This window comes from Jiangella ureilytica, from assembly GCF_004348545.1.
Lineage (GTDB): Bacteria > Actinomycetota > Actinomycetes > Jiangellales > Jiangellaceae > Jiangella > Jiangella ureilytica.
In genome coordinates, this window is the sequence record NZ_SMKL01000031.1 from 44,320 (window position 1) to 66,187 (window position 21,868).

Below are 21,868 nucleotides of genomic sequence, written 5' to 3' on the forward strand. Positions count from 1 at the left end.
ATGACCCGAGGCATGATCATCCGCTACGGGCTGATCGTCGCGATCATCGTTGTCCTGCTGTTCCCCGTCTACTGGATGGCGCTCACAGCGGTGCTGCCGACCAGAGAGTTGCTCTCTCCGTCACCACCGCTGATCCCGGACCTCTCATCGATCAGCTTCGACTCGTTCCAGCGGGTCTTCGAGCTCCGCCCGGTCGGGCGTTGGATGACGAACTCCGCCGTCGTGACGGCCGGGACGGTGGTGTGTTCGGTGGTGCTGGCGACGATGGCCGGCTACAGCCTGTCGCGGCTGGCCTCGAAGATCGGTCTGGTGGTCGGCTACAGCTTGTTCGCGGTTCGTCTCATACCGACCACGCTTCTGGTCATCCCGCTGTTCATGATGTTCAGCGAGGTCGAGCTCAACAACACACTGCGCAGCCTCGTGATCGCCAACACCGTCGTGATCGTCCCCTTCGCGGCATGGCTGATGAAGTCGTTCTTCGACTCCATCCCGGTCGAGTTGGAAGAGGCGGCCATGGTCGACGGCTGCTCGAGACTGCGGTCGTTCCTGACGATCGTCCTGCCGCTGGCCAGACCTGGGATCGGCGCGGTGGCGATCTTCTCCGGGATCCTGGCCTGGGGCGACTTCACGTTCGCCAGAACCCTCATCCAGGGCGATGCGGGAACCACCGTGACGGTGGGCCTGGTGAGTTTCGTCGGCGAGTACACCGCCGACTGGGGAGCGCTCATGGCCGCCGGCCTGCTGTCGATCGCACCCATGGTGGTCTTGTTCATCCTGCTCGAGCCCCTGCTCATCAGCGGCCTGACGAGTGGTGCGGTGAAGTGAGTGCCGCCGCCGCAGCCCCGGTCGTACCGCGCCCCATCACTGACGAGGAGTTCTGACAACGTGACACCAGCAGGGACGTCCCGCCGCCTGCGCAGCAACCGGTACTACGGCGGCTACAACCAGCAGGCACTGGTCCGCAACGGGCACATGCAGGCCCTCGGCTTCCCCGACGGCCTGTTGCGGTCCGGGAAGCCGCTGATCGGCATCGCCAACAGCCAGTCGGACCTGAATCCGTGCAACGCCCACCTCGGCGAGGTCGCCGAGGCGGTCAAGCGCGGAGTCTGGGAAGCCGGTGGCGTGCCCGTGGTGTTTCCCACGATCAGCCTCGGCGAGGCCAACATGCTTCCGACCACCATGCTGTTCCGCAACCTCATGAGCATGGATGTCGAGGAGACGCTGCGCGCGAATCCCGTCGACGGGGTCGTGCTCCTGGGCGGCTGCGACAAGACCACGCCGGCCCAGCTCATGGGTGCGGCGAGCGTGGACCTGCCGACGCTGGTGCTCACGGGCGGGCCGATGCTGACCAGCCGGTTCCGCGGCCGGACACTCGGCACGGGCACCGACGCCCGCAAGCTCGCAGACGAGGTGCGGGCCGGCCGCATGGCTCCGGAGGAGTTCTTCGCCGCCGAGGGGTGCTATGCGCGCAGCGCCGGCCACTGCATGGTGATGGGAACCGCGTCGACCATGGCAAGCGTCGCCGAGGCCCTCGGCATGCAACTCCCCGGCACGTCGTCCATCCCGGCCCCGGATGCGGCCCGTAAGCAGGCCGCGCACCGGGCCGGGCGACGCATCGTCGAGATGGTGCACGAAGACCTGCGGATGTCGCGGATCCTCACCCGCGGCGCGTTCGAGAACGCCGTCAAGGTGAACGCCGCGCTCAGCGGATCGACGAACGCGGTCCTCCATCTGCTCGCCATCGCGGGCCGGGCGGGTGTGCCGCTGGAGCTGGACGACTTCGACCTGTGGATGCGCGACGTACCGTGGCTGGCCAACCTCCGCCCGGCCGGCGAGCACTACATGGAGGACTTCCACCACGCCGGCGGGCTGCCTGCTCTCATGCGGCGCCTGATCGATCACCTGGAGACCAAGGCGCTGACCGTCACGGGCGCGACCGTCGCGGAGAACGTGGCAGCCGCAGAATGCTTCGACGACGACGTCATCCGGCCGCTCGACCGGCCGCTGGGCATCGGCGCCGGCACCGCGGTGCTGCGCGGCAACCTGGCACCCGACGGTGCCGTCATCAAGCAGGCCGCCGCGAGCCCCGGGCTCATGCGGCACCGCGGCCGCGCCCTCGTCTTCGACACCATCCAGGAGTGCGAGGCGAAGATCCACGATCCCGACCTGGACGTTGACGAGAACACCGTGCTCGTGGTGCGCAACTGCGGACCGAAGGGATACCCCGGCATGCCGGAGGTGGCCAATCTTCCGATCCCGCGCAAGCTGCTCGAACGGGGTGTGGACGACATGGTCCGCATCTCGGACGCGCGCATGAGCGGAACCGCCTACGGCACCGTCATCCTGCACGTGGCACCCGAAGCCGCCGCCGGAGGTCCCCTCGCACTGGTTCGGACAGGAGACGTGATCGCACTCGACGTACCGGCCCGGACCCTCGTGCTGGAGGTCGACGACGCCGAGCTGCAGCGGCGACGGCAGGGGTTGCCAGAGCGGCCCCGGCGCTTCGAGCGCGGCTGGGCCAAGCTGTACGAGGACCACGTCCTTCAGGCGGATCAGGGCGCGGACCTGGACTTCCTGGTCGGCGCCAGTGGTGCCGAACCGCACGGCGGCGATCCGTACGCCTCACCGGACGAGGACGAACTGCTGCGCACCGATGCCGGCCTCGTCGGCCGCCGACCGGAGACCACCGCATGACCAGCGCGTTCCGCGGCGTCTACTCGATCCCCGTCACCCCCTTCACCGACACCGGACACCTGGACCTGCCGGCGTTGGAACGCGTGGTCGACTTCACCATCCAGGCCGGCGCGCATGGCGTTGTCACACCGGTCGTGGTGAGCGAGTTCTTCACACTCACCGACATCGAGAGACGTCAAGTGGTGGAGTACGTCGCGGCGACCACGGCCAAGCGTGTCTCCGTGATCGCCGGGGTATCCGCGCCCTCCACCCACGGCGCTGCGATCTTTGCGGCGCATGCGGCCGAAGCGGGGGCGGACGCCGTCATCGCGGTTCCGCCATATGTCAAACGCGGCTCGTGGCCGGAGCTCATCGCATACTTCGAGGCCATCGCCGCCGCCAGCGGGCTGCCGGTGTTCGTGCAGAACGCCGACGGGCCCTCCGGGACACCCTTGTCGCCGGCTCAACTGCTCGAACTGGCCGATCGCGTCGAGGCGGTCTCGTGGATCAAGGAGGAATCCAGCCAGTCCAGCCAGACCATCACGGCGGTTCTCGGCGCATCGGCAGGGGGCGTTCGCGGGATCATGGGCGGCAAAGGCGCACGCTATCTCCTCGACGAGTACCAGCGTGGCGTCTGCGGCACCATGCCCGGCTGCGAGTTCACCGACCTGCACGTCGCGCTGTGGGACGCGCTCGAAAGCGGCGATCACAACCGGGCCGGGGATGTCTACCGGCTGCTGCTTCCGCTTGTCGAGATGGAGGACCAGTACGGCGGTGCGGCGTTCTGCAAGGAAGTCCTGCGCATGCGCGGGGTTCTCACCAGCACATTCGTTCGTGAACCAGGATCTCGGCCGCTGGATGCACCGGCCGTGGAGTTGCTGGCCCGTCATTTGCGTGCCGCAGAGTCACTGGCCGCCCTTGGGAGTCCCGCCGGCTGAGCTCATGCCGTAGGTCGGCTCTGGTCTTGGCTGCTTCTGCAGTCCGGCTGCGTCATGCGCAGCGGAGTGTCACGTTGATCGGCTCGACGAGGAGACGGGAGAGTCTTGTGAACGAGAGGCCGGCACTGAGACGCAGAACCACTCGCTGGGCTGCGGCGGTCGCCGCCTTCGCCCTGGTGTCCACTGCGGTGGCCGCGCAGGCGTCGGCGGCGGCGTCGGAGCTCGAGCCAGTCGCCGTTCCCGGTATCGGAACGGAGGTCTGGCTCTTCGACGAACGAGAAGCGTACGACTTCACCAAGCGTGAGCCCACCATCGCGCCGCGCTATCTGGTCTATCCCGACAAGGCCGTCGACGCGGCGGAAGCGGCCGACCTCATCGATGAGCTCGGGCTCGCGACGCATCTGACCGAGTACGCGACGCGAGCGTGGGTCATCAATCCGGCGAACGGCGTCAGCTACGACCCCGAGACGGACCTGGCGTCCTACTTCTCGCTGCTCAGCGAGCTGCCGCGGCAGGCCACGTGGCAGCACACCAACATGAAGGTGATCGGAATCGGCGAGGGCGCCACCTTCGTCAACAACGTCATCTCGCAGAACTCGTGGTCGATCGCCGGCATCTTCACCTACGGCGGGACCATGAGTTCGACCGTCACGCCGCATGCGCCGATCCCCGCCTATATTCACGGCGACGCGACCGCGGCGGAACGGTATGTGTCGGCGAACGAAGCCGTCCGGGTGAGCACTCAGGACGGGATCACCGTTCATGAGAATCCGGACGACCCTCTTGTGCGGGTTGTCGCCTCACAAGACGGCGGCCAGAGCTTGGCTGAGGCGTTTTCGGCCGCATGGGACCATCTCCTGAGCCACAACTATCGCATCTATCTTGATGCCAACAATCCGGGGCGGGTCGACCCTTACGTCACGCGCGAGGGATTCACGCTGTTCTCCTATCGACTCGACGATCTGGGTGTCCGGCAGACACCGGTGACCGACTCGCTGGGGTCGAGTGGCGGTGAGTACATGTGGCAGGAGTACATTCCCGATTCGGCCGCCGAAGCACCTGCGGGCACCTTGCCGTTGATCGTGCTCCTGCACGGTACGACCGACATGCCCCAGCACATCGCCGAGCGGGGAGGCTGGATCGAACAGGTTGCCGAGGTCGGCGCGATCATGGTCTCCGCCGAGAACCAGGGCAGCCGATTCGGCTTCCTGAACTTCGATGCGGACTCGACCGAACGGCTCGTCCAGCATCTCGCGGTGAAGTACCCGCAGATCGACACCGGGCGCGTCTACGCCTACGGTTTCTCGCTCGGTGCCAGCCAGGCTCAATCCTGGCCGCTCGCGAAGCGCGATCTCTTCGCCGCCGTGGCGGGCCTGGGAGCCCCGTTCGGAGGCGGCGACGCACAGATCGCTCAGGCCCGCGCGATCGCGGCGCCCAGGCACGAAGTGCCGTTCTACATGCTCCAGGGCGTGAACGACACCATCGGGCAGCTGCCGGTCTCAGCCAGCTCGCGAAGCGTCTATTCGGCGGTGCGGGCCTACGGGGCACTCAACGGAGTGGACGTGCCGCAAGCTCCCGATCTCTCGACCAACCCCTTCTATGGCATCGCACTGGACGATCAGGGGTGGGACACGATCGGTGCGAAGGACGCGCACCTCGGCACCCTCTCCAACGACCGCGGGGTGGTCATCAAGTTGGCAGCGGTCAACGACCTCGCGCACGTGAACTACCCTCTGTCCGCTCCCGAGATCTGGGACTTCTTCGACGACTATCGGCGCGACACCGCGACAGGGGAGCTGCTCTTCGTCCCGAGTTTCGAGAGGGTGCGATGGCACTACGACCGGGCCGTTCGCGATGGCCTGCTCACGGGCGAACTGGCCATCGAACTCGCGGAAGCGATCGATCGAGCCGAGGAGTTCCTCGACGGTCCGCGGCACCACGCCGCTCTCGTTCAGCTTCGGAACGCCGCGCGCGCGGCCGATCGAGCGGGGGCCGTCGCGCTGGCCGCTGCCGTGACGGAGCTACGCCGGTCGCTGAGCTGACCGCACGTCCGTAGCGGTGACGGGTGAGGTGCGCCGAGGCGTCGGCGCACCTCACCCGTCCTTGACAGCTCGTGGCGGCGAAGGCGCGTGGTCGTCGCGCCAACGCCGTTCGATCACGTCGACTCGCGTTGGACGAGGGTCGTCGGAAGGATGGTTGCGGCGCCGTCCTTGCCGTCGATCACCTCCACCAGGAGACGTACGAGCTCAACGCTCATCTGCTCGAACGGCAGCCGGACGGTGGTGAGCGACGGCTCGAGGGAGGCTGCCAGGTCGGTGTCGTCGAATCCGCCGACCGCGATGTCGGTGGGCACGCGCAACCCGGCCTCTCGTAGCGCGGCCATGGCTCCGGCCGCCATGCGGTCGTTCGCTGCGAAGACCGCGTCGATGCGTTCACACCGCTGCAGCAGCTCCTGCATGCCTGCGTAGCCGCTGGCGCGACTGTAGTCGCCGTGCGCCACGAGGCTTTCGTCGTATTCCTCTCCCATCGCCTCGCGGTAGCCGGCCAGGCGTTCCCGGCCGCCCGACGTGTCGAGCGGTCCGGCGATGGTTGCGATGTGCCGGCGGCCGGACTCGGCGAGGTGGGACGTCATCTGCCTCGCGCCGCCCCGGTCGTCGGCGGAGACGTAGGCGAGGTCGTCCTCGAACCCGATCGGGCGGCCACAGCTCACGGTGGGGATCCGCGCATCGAGGAGCGGATCGAGCAACGGGCTGCCGGAGTGGTTCGAGATCAGCAGGACTCCGTCGACGTGACCGGCCATGATGAAATCGGTCGCGCGCTTGCGGTCCGCGTCGGTCCCGGCGGTCATCAGGATCAACGACATGTCCCTGTCGCCGAGAGCGGCGGCGGCGCCGCGGAGGAGAACGGCGATGTTGGGGTCGTCGAACAGCAAATGCTGTTTCTCGGCCAATAGGAAAGCCACCGAGTTCGACCGGCGCGTCGCCAGACTTCTGGCGTGGTGATTGACCTGGTATCCAGTGCGCTGGATCGCCTCCTGGACAGCAGCCAAGGCGTCGGCACTCACCCAATGGCCGCCGTTGAGAACGCGCGACACCGTACCTCTGGAAACTCCGGAGGCGGCAGCCACATCACGAATCGTGGGTCGGCGCGGTCTGCCAGGTGGATTCACGTCCCTAGGATATTCGCTGAGCACGTCCGTAGCGGAGTCCCTGGCCTTGCGCCGGGCCGCCACATCGGGGCACACGGGGTGTCCCGGCGAAAGCGCCATGCCGGGCGGTCTACGCCGAGCGTGACGCGATGTCCAGACGGAAGGGACGCCGGTGGCGCGCGAGACTAGCTGAATGCCCCCGGTGGTGACGGAGCACACGGCCGGCTCTCATTCGTGGCTGCCGAGGATCGACATGATGTCGATGAGTTCGGGCCAGCGGGATCGCGGTAGCGGGGAGAACAGCTCCTCGGCGGCGGCCGCGTAGGCACGCAGCCACGTTTCCGCTTGCTGAACGCCTGCAGGAGTGGCGATCATCTTGGTCACGCGCCGATCGGCGGGGTCTTCGGTGCGTGCCACGAGTTCGTCGCGGACCAGTGCCTCGAGCAGTGACGAGGCCGTCCCTTGCGCGATGCCGACGGCAGCGGCGACATCGGTGACGCGGATGGGGCCCAGCCGGGCGACCTCTACCAGCACGCGCGCCCGCGGGAAGGACACGCCGACCTCGCCGAGTCGTTCGTCGAACGCGCGGCCAAGGATCTTTGCCACGCGGCCGAACGTGTCGGCGAGCTCGACGGCCGAGGGGCCCGTGTTGCCACTGCCGGGTCGATCTGCCATCGCGACGCTCCTTCGGTGCTCGTCTTGACACTAGTATGCATCGATGCCAATCTATTGATATCGATACATCTACGTCGATGCATCGTCATCAATGGAGAGGAGTCTCCCATGCGAATCTTCCTGACCGGCGGAAGTGGCTTCGTGGGCCAGCACCTGATCCGTCAGTTGCGCGCGGAGGGCCACACCGTCCTGGCCCTGGCCCGCTCCGCCGCCAGTGCGCAGAAGGTCACCGACGCCGGTGCCCAGCCGGTGCGCGGCGACCTGGCCGAATTGTCCGGCCGGAATGGTCCAGCGGTTCGCCCGGCATGGTCGGATCACCTCCACGAGGTCGAGGTGGTCGTGCATGCCGCGGCCCGCATGGAGTTCTGGGGTCCCGACGCACGATTCCGTGCTGACAACTACGAGCCGACCGTCGCCCTGCATGCCGCCGCCGCGCACGCAGAGGTGTCGCGGTTCGTGCTCATCAGCGCCGCCAGCGTCTCGTTGGGTGGCCAACGCGCCGCCGTGGTGGACGAGAACACCGACACCGGCACGCCGAACATCGCCTACAGCCGGGTCAAGCTGGCCACCGAGAACGCGTTGCGCAGCGCCGTGACGCCAGGGATGAGCCTGGTGATCCTGCGCCCGCCGTTCATCTGGGGCCCGGGGATCACCACCATCGCCGACGCGGCCGAGGCCGCCACCAAGGGGCAGTGGATGTGGATCGACGGTGGCCGCCACGTCATGGACTACGTCCACGTCGACAACCTCGCCGCCGCCGTCGTGCTGTCCCTCACCCGCGGGCGCGATGGCGCGGTCTACTACGTGACTGACGGCCATCCGATGCCGATCCGCGACTTCTTCACCCCGCTGCTGGGCACCCAGGGTGTCGACGTCTCCCGCAGCCGCAGTGTCCCGCTGGCTCTCGCCGCGCCGATCGCGGCCGTCATGGACGGCGCCGCCCGCCTGCTCCGCAGGCGCACCGCACCACCGCTCACCAACTGGCTCATCACCATCATGGGTCGCGACCGCTCCTACGACATCAGCGCCGCCCGCGCCGACCTCGGCTACACACCACGAGTCGGCCTCGCGGCCGGCATGCTCGAGATGGCCCGATAGCGAGCCAGCTCGTCGCCCGATCCGCAGCCTCGTCCGCTGCGGTCAGGACGCTCCGTCGCCCCGACCGGCCTCGGCCGACACCGCGCGGTCGCGCTGGATGCGGCGCGCGATGACGAGTCGTTGATCGAGCCAGTGATCGATCGACTCGGTCGTGCGGACGATCTCGGCAGGATCTTCGCAGCGGTGACGGTACTCGGTCAGCCGGTTCAGGATCCGGTCGACGTGGTCGAGTTGGGCGCCAGGGGACCAGGTCATCACGGCTCCTCCGGTGATGCTGCGACATCGTCCACGGGCCGGTGCCCGATCGCCGCGAGACGAAACCCGTCCGAACCGGCTAACGCCGTTCTCGGCTGGGCAGGCGGATCGTCTGGCCGCGCTGGACGGTGCGGAGCTGGCCCGGCAGGCGGCGCCGGCGCACCTCGGCGATGAAGTCGGCCAGGGGTGAGCGGAAGACGGTGTAGTCGTTGTAGTGGATCGGGATGGTGATCGGCGGCGCGATGAGCTCCACGAGGTCGGCGCCCTGCCGATGGTCCATGGTGACGAGAACGCCGAGGGCGCGGGTCCCGCCCAGGTGGATCACCATGGCGTCCAGCGCCGGGAACCGCTCGGTGATCTCGCGCAAGGTCGGGCGGTAGAGCGTGTCTCCGGTGATGTAGAAGCGGCTGAGGGTGGTGCCGGCCCGCTCGACCTCCACGATGCTGCCCATCACCGGAGGCAGGAGCCGGCCGACCAGGCCGGGGCCGTGGGTGCCGGGAACCGAGGTGATCCGCAACGTCTGGTCGTCGCCGGTGAACTCGTGGCTGGTCCACGTCTCCAGCGCGACGGAGTCCTCGAAACCCCATCGCCGCAGCCGTCCTGCGGCGTGCGGCGTCGTGACGATCGGCAGCTCGTGCGGCAGCCGGGACCGAGCGACCCGATCGAAGTGGTCCCCATGCAGGTGGGAGAGGAGCACGGCCGTGAGCGGGGGAAGGTCGTCGGGCTGCATGGCCGGCTCGGTGCGGCGTTTCGAGAAGAGGCCGTACCCGAGGTGGACCCGTTGACCGCGGTGCAGGAAGTTCGGATCCGTGAGCACGGTGAAGTCCCCGAGTCGCAGCACCATGGTGGCCGTGCCGACGAACGTCATCGAGAGTGGCATGGGACGCCTCTCGTCCTGGGCGGTGTCCCACGCCATACCCCTACCGGCTGCCCACACGCAGGTCGGATGAGCCGTCTCGGGCGTGGAGTCGCGGCCGGTCGACACACGGGTCGTGTCGAGCGGCGGGCCGGGGACACGGACGCCGTCGTGATCGCGACCGACCAGGACAGCATCGCTCGTGCGGTGCCCCGGCCGGAACGGCTCATGCGTGCGTGCCGGATCGCTGGGTATGGGCAGGCATGCGCCTGGGAGTACTCGACATCGGATCCAACTCGGCTCAACTTCAGGTGGTCGAGGCGACCTCCGGGGCGCCGCCGCTGCCCGCACACGCGGTGAAGCTGCCTACGCTGCTGTGCGAGGTCGTCGACGACGACGGCGCCATCGGCCCGGAAGGGGTCGCACGGGTCGCCGATGCGGTGGCCGCGGCTGTCCGCGAGGCCGCCGAGCAGCGGGTCGACTATCTCTATCCGTACGTGACGTCGGTGGTCCGTGACGCGGCGAACCGCGACGAGGTGATCGACCGGATCGAGGAACGGGCCGGGGTTCGGCCGCAGTTCCTGACCGGCGAGCAGGAGGCCCGGCTGACCTACCAGGCGGTACACCGCTGGTACGGCTGGTCAGCGGGCCGGCTGCTGCTCCTGGACATCGGCGGCGGGACGATGGAGATCGCACTGGGCCGCGACGCCGAACCGGACCTCGCCATCTCGCTGCCGCTGGGCGCTCGCCGGCTGACGCGGGAGCTGCTGCCCGACGACCCGCCGAGCCGCGACCAGCTGCGGGCGCTGCGGCGCCATGTGCGCGACACCATCGGCGAGGTCTCCGACCGGCTGCGCTGGGAGGGCCAGCCGGGCCGGGTCATCGCCACGTCGAAGACGTTCAAGCAGCTGGCCCGCCTGGCTGGTGCCGCGCGGCAGCGCAAGGGCCCGTTCGTCCGCCGCGACCTGGCCCGCCGCGACGTGCGCCGCTGGTTGCCCCGGCTGGCGGAGATGCCGGCCGCGGAACGGGCCGCCCTGCGCGGGGTGTCGGCGGCGCGCGCCGGGCAGCTGCTCGCCGGGGCCGTCGTCGCGGACACGACCATGGCGGCGCTCAACGTGCGGCGTGCGGAGATCTGCCCGTGGGCGCTGCGCGAGGGGATCGTGCTCAGCCACCTCGAGGCGATCACCGACCGCACGGCCGAGGTGCCGCTCCAACCCGTCCGGCACCTGGACAGGCATCGGCCCGCATCGGACTCCAGCGTGACGCCGCTGCACCCGGTCGGCTGACGCCGTCGCGCGGCCGCGCTGCTGCGGCGCATCGTCGACCTGCCGGATCTCCCCGCCAAAGGCGCACGGCATGGCGACCGGAGTCCGGCGTGCTCTGGTGTGTGCGAGGGCGGCCCGGGGTACGTCGAGGCCATGAGGATCGATGATGCGCCCGGTCTGCTTCGCGAGGGCTATACGTGGGCAGGGCGGCTGCGCGGCGACCGGCCGGCTGTGCCGATACGGCTGCTGGGGCGCCGGGCTGCGCTGGTCGGCGGGCCGGAGGGCGTGCGTCGCTTCTACGACCCGAGTCTGCGGAGGCGGGGAGCGTTGCCGTTGCCGGTCAAGCTGGTCCTTTTCGGCCGGGGATCGATCCACGGCCTGGACGATGCCGAGCACCGTCACGACAAGGCGATGTACCTGAATGTTCTCACCCCCGCTGCCGTGGACGACCTCAGCAGGCGCGCGCAGGCCGAGTGGTCCGCGGCGGCGTCGAGCTGGACAGCAGACCGGCCCGTGGTGTTGTTCGACGAGGCAGTGCGGGTGCTCACTGCGTCGGTCCTGTCCTGGGCCGGGATACCGGACCCGCGGGCCGACGTGACGGGTCGGCGCCTCGCCGCCGTGCTGGACGGCTTCGCCACCCCCGGCGCTCCCTACGCGCGGGCCGCTCTGGCGCGGTGGCGGCTGAATCGCTGGGCTGCCGGCCTCGTGCGCAAGGTGCGGCGCAACCAGATCCAGCCTCGGCCCGGGACCGCTCTGGACGTTGCCGCTCGCGCACGCGACCTGGACGGCAGCCTGTTATCCGAGACACGTGCCGCCGTGGCGCTACTCAACGTGGTGCGCCCGACGGTGGCGGTCGCGTGGTTCGTGACGTATGCGGGAATCGCTCTGCACCAGCAGCCGGAATGGCGCCGCCGAGTCGCCTCCGGCGACTCGGCCGCCTGCCGTGCGTTCGCGCAAGAGGTACGCCGGCTGTACCCGTTCGTCCCGGTCCTTGCCGCACGCGCCCGGGACGAACAGGACGTTCTCGGTGTACGGGTGCCAGCCGGCGGACTGGTAGTGCTGGACGTGCACGGCACCGACCACGATCCCACCCACTGGCCCGAGCCGGAACGCTTCGACCCGAACCGGTTTCTCAGCGGCCCCGTCGATCCGGACACCCTCGTCCCCCAGGGCGGCGGCGACGTCAGGACCGGCCACCGGTGCCCCGGTGAGGACGTCACGCTCACCATGATCGAGGTCGCCACTCGTGCCCTCGCCGAGACGCCGTACACATTGCCACCGCAGGACTTCCGAGTCGACCTGTCGCGGATGCCGACCCTGCCGCGAAGTCGTGTCGTCATGACGGTGCCGCCCAGCAGCGACCAGAGACCGAGCGAGACGGAGCCCTCACGATCTGGGCACGAGATCGCGTAGCGTCAACCTGCTCTTCGTGGTCTCGGCGCCGCCGGGCGGTCGCTGCAGCAGACGAGGCGGAGACGGCTCGTTCGGCTTCGACCGCTGAGTCACAGCTTCTCGGCGCTGAACCATTCTGGGGCCCAGTGCGACGTCGCAAGCCGGCTCGTCCGTCTGCCGGCGGCGCGCCCATTGACGACACAAGGCCACGGTGAGCGTGTGGCGCGGCGGCGGCTGTCGCCAACCCGCACTCCGATCGTCGCGGACCGGGTGCCATCGACGGCGGGTTCGCGCTCGCCGCCGTGCGCCGCACCGACCAGCAGGCCAGCGCCTCGGCGAGGCCGAGGTTGCGCACCGTGATCTCGTCGATGATCCGCTGTCGTTCGGCGCCGGCGGGCGGCGAACGAGCCCGCACGGCCCGGGCTCGGGTGAGCCGCGCCCCCAGGCGGTGCGGCTCACCCAAGATGGAGCGACGAACCCGGCACGTGGTTTCGAACTCGGGTCAGTCCGGGCGCCCATACCCGCAAAGGGCTTCGGGCACGCCGCGGAAGCGACGCCGTCTCATGGGTTGTCGGGGCGTTCACGAGAAGAGCACGGCGCCGCCGGGCTGGTGCCAGGGATGTCCCACCTCCGTGCCGCCTGCGGCTGCCCGCCTCGTCGGGATGGCCGCTCTCGAACCACGATGGGACGCGTCGAGGTCGTGGATCGCGGTCGACGTGACGTCGCACGACGTCGGCCTGAAGGGTTCGACTCGACTCCGTCGGCACCGTGCCCACCCGCACCCGCGTCCGGCACCACCAGGGCCTGGCGGGCGCACCCGTTCATCAGCGGGAGCCGCTCCGCCGGCCGGGCATGGGCTCTGACGCGACGGGGTACGTACCGCTGCGGTCGAGTGGAGGAGGATCTGATGCGGAATCTGCGTCGGTGGGGTGCGGTGTATGTGCTGATCCTGTTGTTCCTGGGTTCGTGGCTGGGGCAGTTCTTCACGCAGTTGTCGGAGTTCCGCAGCGAGCAGCAGGTGCACGGCGAGCCGTTCAGCTGGTCGGAGTATCTGACGTCGTTCTTCGCCTCGACGTTCGAGAACTGGCAGAGCGAGTGGCTGCAGCTGGTGTTCCAGGCGGTGCTGTTGCTGGCGGCGAAGCATCTGTTGTTCCAGGCTGACGCGGAGGATTTGGAGCGGATCGAGCGCAAGATCGACAGCATCCATGAGCGGGTGGGCGCCGGCGAGGTGGGTCCGGAGGAGGGTGACGAGGCGGCGATCGATCCTGAGCCCCACGCCTCGGGCAGGTGAGACCCGCTCGATCCCTCCGGGGGTACGACGGCCGTGCGGCGCCTCACAGGCCGCCCCGCCGACGCCGATTCGGACAGACAAGGAGACCGCGATGGCTGTGACCGCCTTTCAGGATCTGCCCTTGGCCGACCGTGATCACGAGTGGGACGGAGACGCGGCTGAGAAGCGCATCCGCAGGTGGGCGGATGCCGAGGACGAACCGAACGAGAAGTACCGAGACGCGCACGTCTGGTACGACGCCGACAAGAAGGACAACTTCACCTCTTACAAGCTCCGCATCGCGGACGTGATCGACGGCAGAGTGCGTGCGGTGCCTCGCGGCGTGATGGCCGCCGGGAACGTGATGCAGGGCGCGCGTGGGGGAGTCGACCTTCCATCGGCCGACATCGACCGGGTCAAGAGGCACCTCGAGAAGTACTACGAGAAGATGGACGACGTCGCTCCTTGGATCGACGAATGAACTGAGCTGCCCGCCGGAACCACGCCCTCTGTCGACGCCGTCGACCGATCCGTCCCGGTGCTCGCGGGCATCGGCGAGACGAGTACGGAGCGAGCTCTCGGGTCGGCCAGGGCTTCGAGCGTCCCCCTTGTCGTCGACGACGTCGCACACCTGACGCACCATCCGATCACGCCGCGGGCGCTTCGGGAGATCGCCGCGATCGACTCCGTGGCAGCGCTCGAGGAAGCGGTTGCGCGCGCTCGCTGGGCGGTCACTCCTGCCAGAAGGCCTGGCGCGCCACGGAACCGTTGACCGTCCGGCGGTACTGGCCGGGGGACGTGCCGGTGTGCTTCTTGAAGACGACGCTCATGTACTCGGAGTGGCTGAAGTCCAGCCGCTCGGCGATCTGTTGCAGCGTCCAGTCCGTCGAGGAGAGCAGTTCGGCGACGTGCGCGACGCGGACCCTGATGATCTCGCTGTGGACCGTCCGTCCCAGGGTCTCGGCGAACCGGAGGTCGAGTGCGCGGCGGGAGAGCCCGACGTGGCGGAGCACCGCGGTGACGGCGAGGTTCTGGTCCGACCTGGCGCGGATGAACCGCAGTGCTTCGGAGACCAGCGGATCGTCGACGGCGAGGATGTCCGACGACTGGCGGGCGACGATGCGGATGGGCTCGATGAGGCGCAGGCCGGGTTCAAGCGACTGGCCCTGCATCATCAGGTCGAGCAGATGCGCGGCCAGATACCCCGTCGCGGTGGTGTTCGGCTCGATGCTCGACAGCGGCGGCGTCGTGAGGTTGCCGATCAGCTCGTCGTTGTCGACGCCGATGACGGCGACGGAGTCAGGCACCGCCAGGCCGGCGATCTTGCAGGCCTCGAGAACCTCCTGACCGGCGATGTCGTAGCAGGCGAGGACCCCGACGGGCTTCGGCAGCCCGGTGAGCCAGGTGGCCAGGAGTTCGCGGTCGGCGGCGCGCATGCTGGAGGGCTTCATCCGGAACTCGTGCGGTGTCGCGCCGTGCTGACGAACGTGGCCCGCGAACCATTCGCCGCGCTTCACCGACCAGGCGAACCGCTCGTCGCCGCAGAAGGCGAAGTGCCGAAGGCCGCGCTCGGCGAAATGACCGACCGCCCAGCGTGCGATCGTGCCGTCGTCGGTCTCGACACCCGGGAGCTCCGGGACCAGCCGGGCGGCGCTGAGGTCCACCGTCGGCAGACCGAGCCGGCGGATGAAGCGGGCGGTCTCCTCGTTCTCGATCCTGGCCATGATGCCGTCGCCGTGCCAGCCCTCGAGCCAGGAGAAGTCGGTCTCGTGACGGCTGTGCTCGGCCAGGTAGAGCGACCAGTGCGGGTGTTCCTCGACGTACTTCTTCACGCCGACGAGCAGTCCGCGGGCGTAGGCGTTCGAGGTCTCGACCAGCAGCGCGACGTGTCGCGTCCCGATGACAGGCATGTAAAAAATCTAAGGTCTGCTGCTGGATTGCGCATGGTTCGCCCCGATGTGTCCTCCGTAGCCTTTCACATCACAGGAGGTCAACGATGACGCAGAAAGTACGGGTGGCCATCGCCGGACTCGGTTTCGGGTCCGAGTTCGTGCCGATCTATCAAGCCCATCCGGACGCCGAACTCGTCGCCGTGTGTCAACGCACCGAGACTGCACTCAACGAGACGGCCGACCGTTTCGGCGTTCCTCGCCGCTACAGGGATTTCGCCGCGTTGCTCGCGGATCCGGACATCGATGCGGTGCACATCAACACGCCCATTCCCGACCACGCACCTCAGACGATCGCGGCCCTCCGCGCGGGCAAGCACGTCGCCTGCACGGTGCCGATGGCCACGACCCTCGACGAATGCCGGGCGATCGTCACGGCGGTCCGTGAGTCCGGCAAGAACTACATGATGATGGAGACCGTCGTCTACTCCCGTGAGTTCCTGCACGTCAAGGAGCTCGCCGAGAACGGCACGCTGGGCCGGATCCAGTTCCTCCGCGGCGCGCACCACCAGGAGATGGCGGGGTGGCCGGGGTACTGGGAGGGCCTTCCTCCGATGCACTACGCCACGCATGCCGTGAGCCCGGTGCTGTCGTTGGCGGGCGCGCTGGCCGAGAGCGTCGTGTGCCTCGGCTCGGGGCGGATCTCCCCGGAACTCACCGCGAAGTACGGTTCTCCGTTCGCGGTCGAGAGCGCACTCATCACGCTGCGGGACTCTCCGGTCGGCGCGGAGATCGCTCGTTCGTTGTTCGAGACCGCCCGTGAATACGTCGAGAGCTTCACGGTGTTCGGTGACCTGGCGACATTCGAATGGGAACAGACCCAGGGCTCGGGTCATGTTCTGCATGTCGGCGAGATCCCCAAGCCCGTCGAGATCGGGGACTTCGCGCATCGTCTGCCGCCGGAGATCGCCCCGTTCACGACGCACGGCGTCTACGACGACGAGAACGAGCATCTCTCGTTCATCCAGGGCAGCGGGCACGGTGGATCGCATCCGCACCTGGCACACGAGTTCGTCCGCAGCATCCTCGAGGACCGGGCCCCTGCGATCGACGAGGTCACCGCCGCGAACTGGACATCGGTCGGGATCTGCGCCCACGAGTCGGCCATGAACGGTGGCACTCGGGTGGCGATCCCGGACTACACGAGCTGACACCTGCCGCCACGCACAGGTCGTCCGACGACCACGCGCCGATCGGCGCTCGACTGTGGGAGGTATCGATGACGCCTGCCCTGACCGATGTGGACCGGGCCATCCGGAGGAACCGGGCGGCAGCCTTGCGCCGGCCGCCGGTGTTGGTCGCCGCGGTCGTCGTGGTCGCGGTCGCCGCCTGGGTCCTGCTCCTCGCCGACGGCACCCCGGCGGGAGCGGCGGCGGACGACCCGGGCAAGTTCCTGGTGACGGCCCTGGACGCGGTGACCTTCGCGGGCCTGTCGTTCGTCGCCGCGTCCGGCTTCACCCTGATCTTCGGCCTGATGCGCACGGTGAACATGGCCCACGGCTCGCTGTTCCTGCTGGCCGCCTACGTCGCCATCCGGGTGCAGGAGGCCATGGTCGGGCGGTCCCGCAACATCGACCCGGCCGACGTGGGCCTGCTCGACTGGGTGGTGCCGCTGCTGGCCGGTGCCGGTGTCGCGGCTGTGCTCGGTCTGCTGATCCAGCAGGTGTTCCTGCAGTGGAACGAAGGTCAGGAGATGCGGCAGACGCTGATGACCCTGGCGATCACCGTCGTGCTGGCCGACCAGATGTTGCGTGAGTTCGGCGGGCTCGCGCAGCGGATGGTCTGGCCCGGCACGGTGACGCACTTCTTCTCGATCTTCGGCGAGCGCTACGCAGCCACCAGGCTCTTCATGCTGGCGATCGCCGTGCTGATCGGCGTGCTGCTGTGGCTCTGGCTGAACCGGACGAGCATCGGCATGGTCATCCGGGCGGGCGTGGACGACCGGCAGATGGTGCGAGGCCTCGGCATCAACATCCGGCGGGTGTTCGCGCTCACCTTCCTCGTCGGCTCCTTCCTGGCCGGCGTCGGCGGGGTGCTCGGGGCGTCGTTCGCCGGCGCCGCTCCCGGGACGGACGGCAGCTGGCTGTTGAACGCGCTCGTCGTGGTGATCATCGGTGGACTCGGCTCGCTCAAGGGCGCGGCCGCCGGCTCACTGTTGTACGGCACGGTGGTCGCCTTCTCACCCGCGTACCTGCCCAGCCAGTACTCCTACTACGCGATCATCATGACGTTCGGTCTCCTGGCGCTCGTGCTGGCCGTGCGTCCCTACGGGCTGTTCGGGAGGCCGGCATGAACCTGCGCCCTCGCCTGACCGGCGAGACCCTCGCCCTCGCCGTCCTGGTCCTCTTCCTGGTGCTGCTGCCGAGCCTCGCGACGGCGTTCTTCGTCAACTTCGTCATGACCCAGACGCTGATCCTGGGGCTGGCGGCGGCGACCATCGTGTTCCTGGCCAAGTACGGCGGCATGACCTCGCTGGCCCAGCTCCTGATGTTCGGAGTCGCCGGCTTCATGTTCGGCAACGCGGCGCTCGAGGGCGGTGCGAGGGGCCTGAACCTCGGCTGGCATCCGTGGGCCGCCGTCGGGTTCGCGATCGTCGTCACGACGCTGGCCGCGTTCGTGCTCGGCGCCATCGCGAGCCGGACCACGGGCATCTACTTCCTCATGCTGACCCTGGTCTACGGGGTCATCGGCTACTTCGTGTTCGCCCAGATCGTGGAGATCTCCGGACCCGGCGGCATCACGAGCATCCAGCGGCCGGACCTCTTGGGACCGCCGGTCCGGCTGTACTACGCGGGCCTGCTGCTCTCGGTGCTGGCCTACGTGGGCTTCCGGGCAATCCGGCGGACGGCGTTCGGGCTGGCGCTGCAAGGCGTTCGCGACGACCCGGTCCGGATGGCGTCGCTGGGCTTCAACGTGCCGCTGCACCGGGCGTTGGCGTTCACGCTGGCCGGGTTCGTGGCCGGGCTCGCCGGGCTGCTGAACGTGTGGTGGAACGGGCAGATCGATCCCGCGTCGATCTCCATCGGGCCCACCCTGATTCTGCTGATCATCGCCGTCATCGGCGGCATCTCGTCACTCGGGGGCGCCTGGCTCGGGGCCTTCGTCTACGTCCTGGTGTTCACCTACCTGCGCGATCTGCCGCTCGTCGACCGCATCGGCATCACCGAGGCGCGGTTCAACACGGTCATCGGCGTCATCGTCTTGGCGATCATGGTCCTCTCACCCGAGGGCCTGACGGGGATCATCCAGCGGTTGCGCGGCCGCTTGCGGCGCCGGGCCGCGACCGAGCCCGCCCCGTCGGACGGCCGATCCCTACCCGTTCACACGACTCAGAAGGAACTCGGAGGAACACGATCATGAGCAGATTGAAGCGACGAACAGCGCTCGCGCTCTCCGTGACGGCGGGGCTGGCGCTGGTGGCGGCGGGCTGCGGCGGTGACGGCGACTCCACCGGACTGCCCGCCGACGAGCAGAGCCCCGCCGGCGCCGGGTCGCCGTCCGGCGCCGGCGACGGGATCCGGCTGGGCATCCTCGGTCAGTGCGAGGGTCCGTTCGGCGGCTTTCACGAGGACGTCGTCGCCGGCACCACCCTGGCCCTGGCGCGGTTCGCCGGAGCGACACCCAACTCCACGACCAGCGCACTGGAGGGGTTCAGCGGCGCCGAGGTCGCCGGGACGCCGATCGAACTCGTCGGCATCGGCTGTGGCGACGACACCGCCGACCGCATCGTCCAGGAGGTGCGCCGGCTGGTCGAGCAGCTGGGTGCCAACGTGATCATCGGGCCGCTCTCCGGTGACGAGGGCATCGCGATCGCCGAGTACGCCAAGGCGAACCCCGAGCTCACCGTCTTCGCGGGCATCTCCGGGTCGCAGGAGCAGACTCTTCAGGTCCAGGCGCCGAACTACTTCCGCTTCTACGGCGACGGCGCCATCTGGAGCGCCGGACTCGGCGACCTGCTGCACAACCAGGAGGGCTGGGACACCGTCGCGGTGATCGCCGACGACTACAGCTTCGGCCACACGTCTGCCGCGGGCTTCGTGGCGGACTTCTGCGCCGTCGGCGGCGAGGTCACCCACCGCGTCTTCCCGCCGCTCGGAACCACCGACTACTCGTCCTACATCGCCCAGCTGCCGAACCCCGACGAGGTCGACGGGTATTTCTGGGCCGTCGGCGGGACGGGCACCCAGGCCGCGCTCGAAGCATTCGTCAACGGCAAGGGCGACCTCACCGGCGACCAGCACGCCGGCAACCTGTTCTTCAATCCCGATCTGGCGCAGGCGCTCGGCACCGACATCGCCGGCGCGTATGTCGGTGGCTTCGCCACGCTGCCGGCCGACGTTCGCACGCCCGAGATCGAGGAGTACCTGGCCGCCGCCGACGAGACCTGGGAGACCATTCCGGGCTCGCTGAGCGGCAACGAGCCCGCACCGCCGTCGGTGGCCGCGGCGTTCGGCTTCTTCTACGGCTACTACACCGCAGGGGTCGCGCTGGTGGAGTCGCTGGAAGCGGTGGGCGGCGACATCTCTGACCTCGACGCCTTCCACGAGGTGATCGCGGGCCTGGCCCTGGACCTGCCCTACGGCGACATCGGCCTGGACGAGAACCGCAGCGGAGTCGTCGACGTCGGCCTGTCGCGTCTCGTGCTCGACGAGTCCGGCGAGGTCGTCCAGGAGACGGTGGCCATCGTGCCGGGCGTCGACCAGACGTTCGGCGGCACGTTCAGCCCCGACACTCCCTCGCCGGGCCGGGACTTCCCGGCGTGTGAGGAGCGTGAGCTGCCCTGGGTGGGCAACGCCATCCCCGTCGTCGACGGCGTCCCGCAGAGTTAGGAGGTCTGCCATGGCGTCCGTCGTCCAGGTCACCGGCGTCACGGTGGCGTTCGGAGGCCTGCGCGCCCTGCGCGGTATCGATCTCGACATCGCGCAGGGTGAGCGACTGGCCATCATCGGGCCGAACGGCGCCGGCAAGACCACGCTGTTCAACGTCATCGCCGGCGACATCGCACCGACGACCGGTGCGGTGGTCATCAGGGGACAGGACTGCACCTACCGGCCGTCGCGGCACCGGCCCCGCCTCGGGCTGGCGCGCACCTACCAGAAGGCGCGCGCCTTCGCCGGCCTCACGGTGCGAGAGAACATCTATCTCGCGCTCGCTGGTCATCGAGGCCGGCACCGGGCGCTCTGGTGGTCCCCGGCCGACCGGGCGATGCGCGACGAGGCCTCCGACGTGGCGTCCCGGGCATGGCTGTCCGAACAGATCGACGTGGTGGCGGGCGAGCTCGCGCACGGACAGCGGCGCCAGCTCGAGCTGGCGATGGCCATCGCCACCGACCCGGACGTGATGCTGCTCGACGAACCCGCGTCGGGCCTGTCCCGGGGCGAGCGCGAGCGGCTGGCGGAGCTGCTCGAGTCGTTCGACCAGCAGCTGACTCTGCTGCTCATCGAGCACGACATGGACGTCGCGTTCCGGATCGCGCAGCGGGTCGTCGTGATGGCGGACGGCGAGCAGGTCATGGCCGGGACGCCGGAGCAGGTCCGCGCGGATCCGCACGTCCACCACATCTATCTCGGCACGGAGGCGGCATGACACGGGACGACGCGCTGCTCGAGGTCCGCGACCTGCGAACCGGATATGGAGCGTCTCTGGTCCTCGACGGTCTGAGCTTCAGCATGGGGGTCGAGTCGGTCGCCGTCGTGGGGCGCAACGGGATGGGCAAGACCACACTGTGCGACACGCTGGTCGGCTTCCTTCCCGCGTCGGGTGGCGAGGTCCTGCTGGCCGGCCGGCGGCTCGACGGCATGGCCCCCGAGACGATCGCTCGCGCCGGCATCGCCTACGTACCCCAGGGTCGCCGGCTCTTCCCCTCGCTCACCGTCGACGAGCACCTCGCGATGCTGGCCCGCCGAGCCCGGGGCAGACGGTGGACGCCCGACGCGGTCTACGAGCTGTTCCCGCGGCTGGCCGAACGCCGGCACCACGGCGGAGCGGACCTGTCCGGCGGCGAGCAGCAGATGCTGGCGGTCGGCAGAGCGCTGCTGCTGAACGCGCCCCTGATCGTGATGGACGAACCCTCCGAAGGGCTGGCACCGACGATCGTCGACGTGCTGGTCGAGATCGTCCGTCACCTGGTGGCCGAGGGCGTCGCCGTGCTCGTCGTCGAGCAGAACCTGCGCGCCGCGGTGCGGCTGGCGGATCGGCAGCTCGTCATGGTCTCGGGCCGTATCGAGGCGCAGTTCACCGGCGACGAGCTCCTGAACCGACCCGACCTGCAGCACAGATATCTCGGTGTCGGCTCCGCGGCGCCGGCCGGCGCCGCCACCGGGCGCCGGCACACGGAAGGGGAGTGAGC

General features: G+C 69.1%; 20 protein-coding genes. 15 read left to right on the plus strand and 5 right to left on the minus strand.

Annotation, left to right across the window (positions count from 1 at the left end):
- From E1212_RS15235 to E1212_RS15250, 4 genes are all read left to right on the plus strand, one after another.
- The gene (locus E1212_RS15235) at window positions 1–825 is read left to right on the plus strand and encodes a carbohydrate ABC transporter permease (RefSeq protein WP_162605485.1); all 825 of its coding nucleotides are present in this window, start codon (window positions 1–3) and stop codon (window positions 823–825) included.
- A 60-nt stretch (window positions 826–885) separates the two neighbouring features.
- Window positions 886–2,694 (plus strand): IlvD/Edd family dehydratase, encoded by a 1,809-nt coding sequence (locus tag E1212_RS15240; RefSeq protein WP_131983899.1) that lies wholly within the window; start codon window positions 886–888, stop codon window positions 2,692–2,694.
- Entirely contained in the window at window positions 2,691–3,611 is a 921-nt protein-coding gene (locus E1212_RS15245) for a dihydrodipicolinate synthase family protein (protein ID WP_131983901.1), read from the plus strand. Before E1212_RS15240 ends, E1212_RS15245 begins: the two co-directional genes overlap by 4 nt.
- Before the next feature lie 176 nt (window positions 3,612–3,787).
- Window positions 3,788–5,653 carry an alpha/beta hydrolase family protein gene (locus tag E1212_RS15250; RefSeq protein WP_131983903.1) on the plus strand — a complete coding sequence of 622 codons (1,866 nt, stop codon included), beginning with the start codon at window positions 3,788–3,790 and terminating at the stop codon, window positions 5,651–5,653.
- A 113-nt stretch (window positions 5,654–5,766) separates the two neighbouring features.
- On the opposite strand, the gene E1212_RS15255 is transcribed toward E1212_RS15250, so the two are convergent.
- Window positions 5,767–6,738: a LacI family DNA-binding transcriptional regulator gene (locus E1212_RS15255; protein ID WP_238992354.1), complete on the minus strand. Its 972-nt coding sequence runs from the start codon at window positions 6,736–6,738 to the stop codon at window positions 5,767–5,769.
- A gap of 249 nt (window positions 6,739–6,987) precedes the next feature.
- Entirely contained in the window at window positions 6,988–7,434 is a 447-nt protein-coding gene (locus tag E1212_RS15260; RefSeq protein WP_131983907.1) for a MarR family winged helix-turn-helix transcriptional regulator, read from the minus strand.
- Between the two features lie 108 nt (window positions 7,435–7,542).
- Between E1212_RS15260 and E1212_RS15265 the strand changes: the two genes are divergently transcribed.
- The gene (locus tag E1212_RS15265; RefSeq protein WP_131983909.1) at window positions 7,543–8,532 is read left to right on the plus strand and encodes an NAD-dependent epimerase/dehydratase family protein; all 990 of its coding nucleotides are present in this window, start codon (window positions 7,543–7,545) and stop codon (window positions 8,530–8,532) included.
- 42 nt (window positions 8,533–8,574) lie between these two features.
- Here E1212_RS15265 and E1212_RS15270 read toward each other — a convergent pair whose 3' ends face one another.
- Both E1212_RS15270 and E1212_RS15275 read right to left on the minus strand, forming a co-directional pair.
- The gene (locus tag E1212_RS15270; RefSeq protein ID WP_131983911.1) at window positions 8,575–8,787 is read right to left on the minus strand and encodes a hypothetical protein; all 213 of its coding nucleotides are present in this window, start codon (window positions 8,785–8,787) and stop codon (window positions 8,575–8,577) included.
- Window positions 8,788–8,866: 79 nt separating this feature from the next.
- The gene (locus E1212_RS15275; RefSeq protein WP_131983913.1) at window positions 8,867–9,667 is read right to left on the minus strand and encodes an MBL fold metallo-hydrolase; all 801 of its coding nucleotides are present in this window, start codon (window positions 9,665–9,667) and stop codon (window positions 8,867–8,869) included.
- A 239-nt stretch (window positions 9,668–9,906) separates the two neighbouring features.
- Between E1212_RS15275 and E1212_RS15280 the strand changes: the two genes are divergently transcribed.
- The 4 genes from E1212_RS15280 (at window position 9,907) to E1212_RS15295 (ending at window position 14,051) form a co-directional block, all read left to right on the plus strand.
- Window positions 9,907–10,929, plus strand: coding sequence for a Ppx/GppA family phosphatase (locus tag E1212_RS15280; protein ID WP_131983915.1), 1,023 nt, complete (start codon window positions 9,907–9,909; stop codon window positions 10,927–10,929).
- Between the two features lie 132 nt (window positions 10,930–11,061).
- A complete protein-coding gene (locus E1212_RS15285; protein WP_131983917.1) occupies window positions 11,062–12,321 on the plus strand; it encodes a cytochrome P450 in 1,260 nt (419 codons plus the stop codon).
- 886 nt (window positions 12,322–13,207) lie between these two features.
- A complete protein-coding gene (locus E1212_RS15290) occupies window positions 13,208–13,591 on the plus strand; it encodes a DUF6766 family protein (RefSeq protein ID WP_338033792.1) in 384 nt (127 codons plus the stop codon).
- A 91-nt stretch (window positions 13,592–13,682) separates the two neighbouring features.
- On the plus strand, window positions 13,683–14,051 hold the full coding sequence (locus tag E1212_RS15295) for a hypothetical protein (protein ID WP_131983919.1): 369 nt from the start codon (window positions 13,683–13,685) through the stop codon (window positions 14,049–14,051).
- A 250-nt stretch (window positions 14,052–14,301) separates the two neighbouring features.
- Here the strand turns inward: E1212_RS15295 and E1212_RS15300 are convergent, their stop codons facing one another.
- A complete protein-coding gene (locus E1212_RS15300) occupies window positions 14,302–15,480 on the minus strand; it encodes an AraC family transcriptional regulator (RefSeq protein WP_131983921.1) in 1,179 nt (392 codons plus the stop codon).
- Between the two features lie 86 nt (window positions 15,481–15,566).
- Here E1212_RS15300 and E1212_RS15305 point away from each other — a divergent pair, with 86 nt between their 5' ends.
- The 6 genes from E1212_RS15305 (at window position 15,567) to E1212_RS15330 (ending at window position 21,866) form a co-directional block, all read left to right on the plus strand.
- Entirely contained in the window at window positions 15,567–16,670 is a 1,104-nt protein-coding gene (locus tag E1212_RS15305) for a Gfo/Idh/MocA family protein (protein WP_131983923.1), read from the plus strand.
- 68 nt (window positions 16,671–16,738) lie between these two features.
- Entirely contained in the window at window positions 16,739–17,812 is a 1,074-nt protein-coding gene (locus tag E1212_RS15310) for a branched-chain amino acid ABC transporter permease (protein WP_131983925.1), read from the plus strand.
- Window positions 17,809–18,879, plus strand: a complete 1,071-nt coding sequence (locus E1212_RS15315; RefSeq protein ID WP_131983927.1) for a branched-chain amino acid ABC transporter permease — start codon at window positions 17,809–17,811, stop codon at window positions 18,877–18,879. The genes E1212_RS15310 and E1212_RS15315 overlap by 4 nt, the downstream gene beginning before the upstream one ends.
- Window positions 18,876–20,348, plus strand: a complete 1,473-nt coding sequence (locus E1212_RS15320; protein ID WP_131983929.1) for an ABC transporter substrate-binding protein — start codon at window positions 18,876–18,878, stop codon at window positions 20,346–20,348. Before E1212_RS15315 ends, E1212_RS15320 begins: the two co-directional genes overlap by 4 nt.
- A gap of 10 nt (window positions 20,349–20,358) precedes the next feature.
- Complete coding sequence (locus E1212_RS15325; RefSeq protein WP_131983931.1) at window positions 20,359–21,105, plus strand: ABC transporter ATP-binding protein; 747 nt, start codon at window positions 20,359–20,361, stop codon at window positions 21,103–21,105.
- Window positions 21,102–21,866: an ABC transporter ATP-binding protein gene (locus tag E1212_RS15330; protein ID WP_131983933.1), complete on the plus strand. Its 765-nt coding sequence runs from the start codon at window positions 21,102–21,104 to the stop codon at window positions 21,864–21,866. Before E1212_RS15325 ends, E1212_RS15330 begins: the two co-directional genes overlap by 4 nt.
- The last annotated feature ends 2 nt before the right edge of the window (window positions 21,867–21,868 follow it).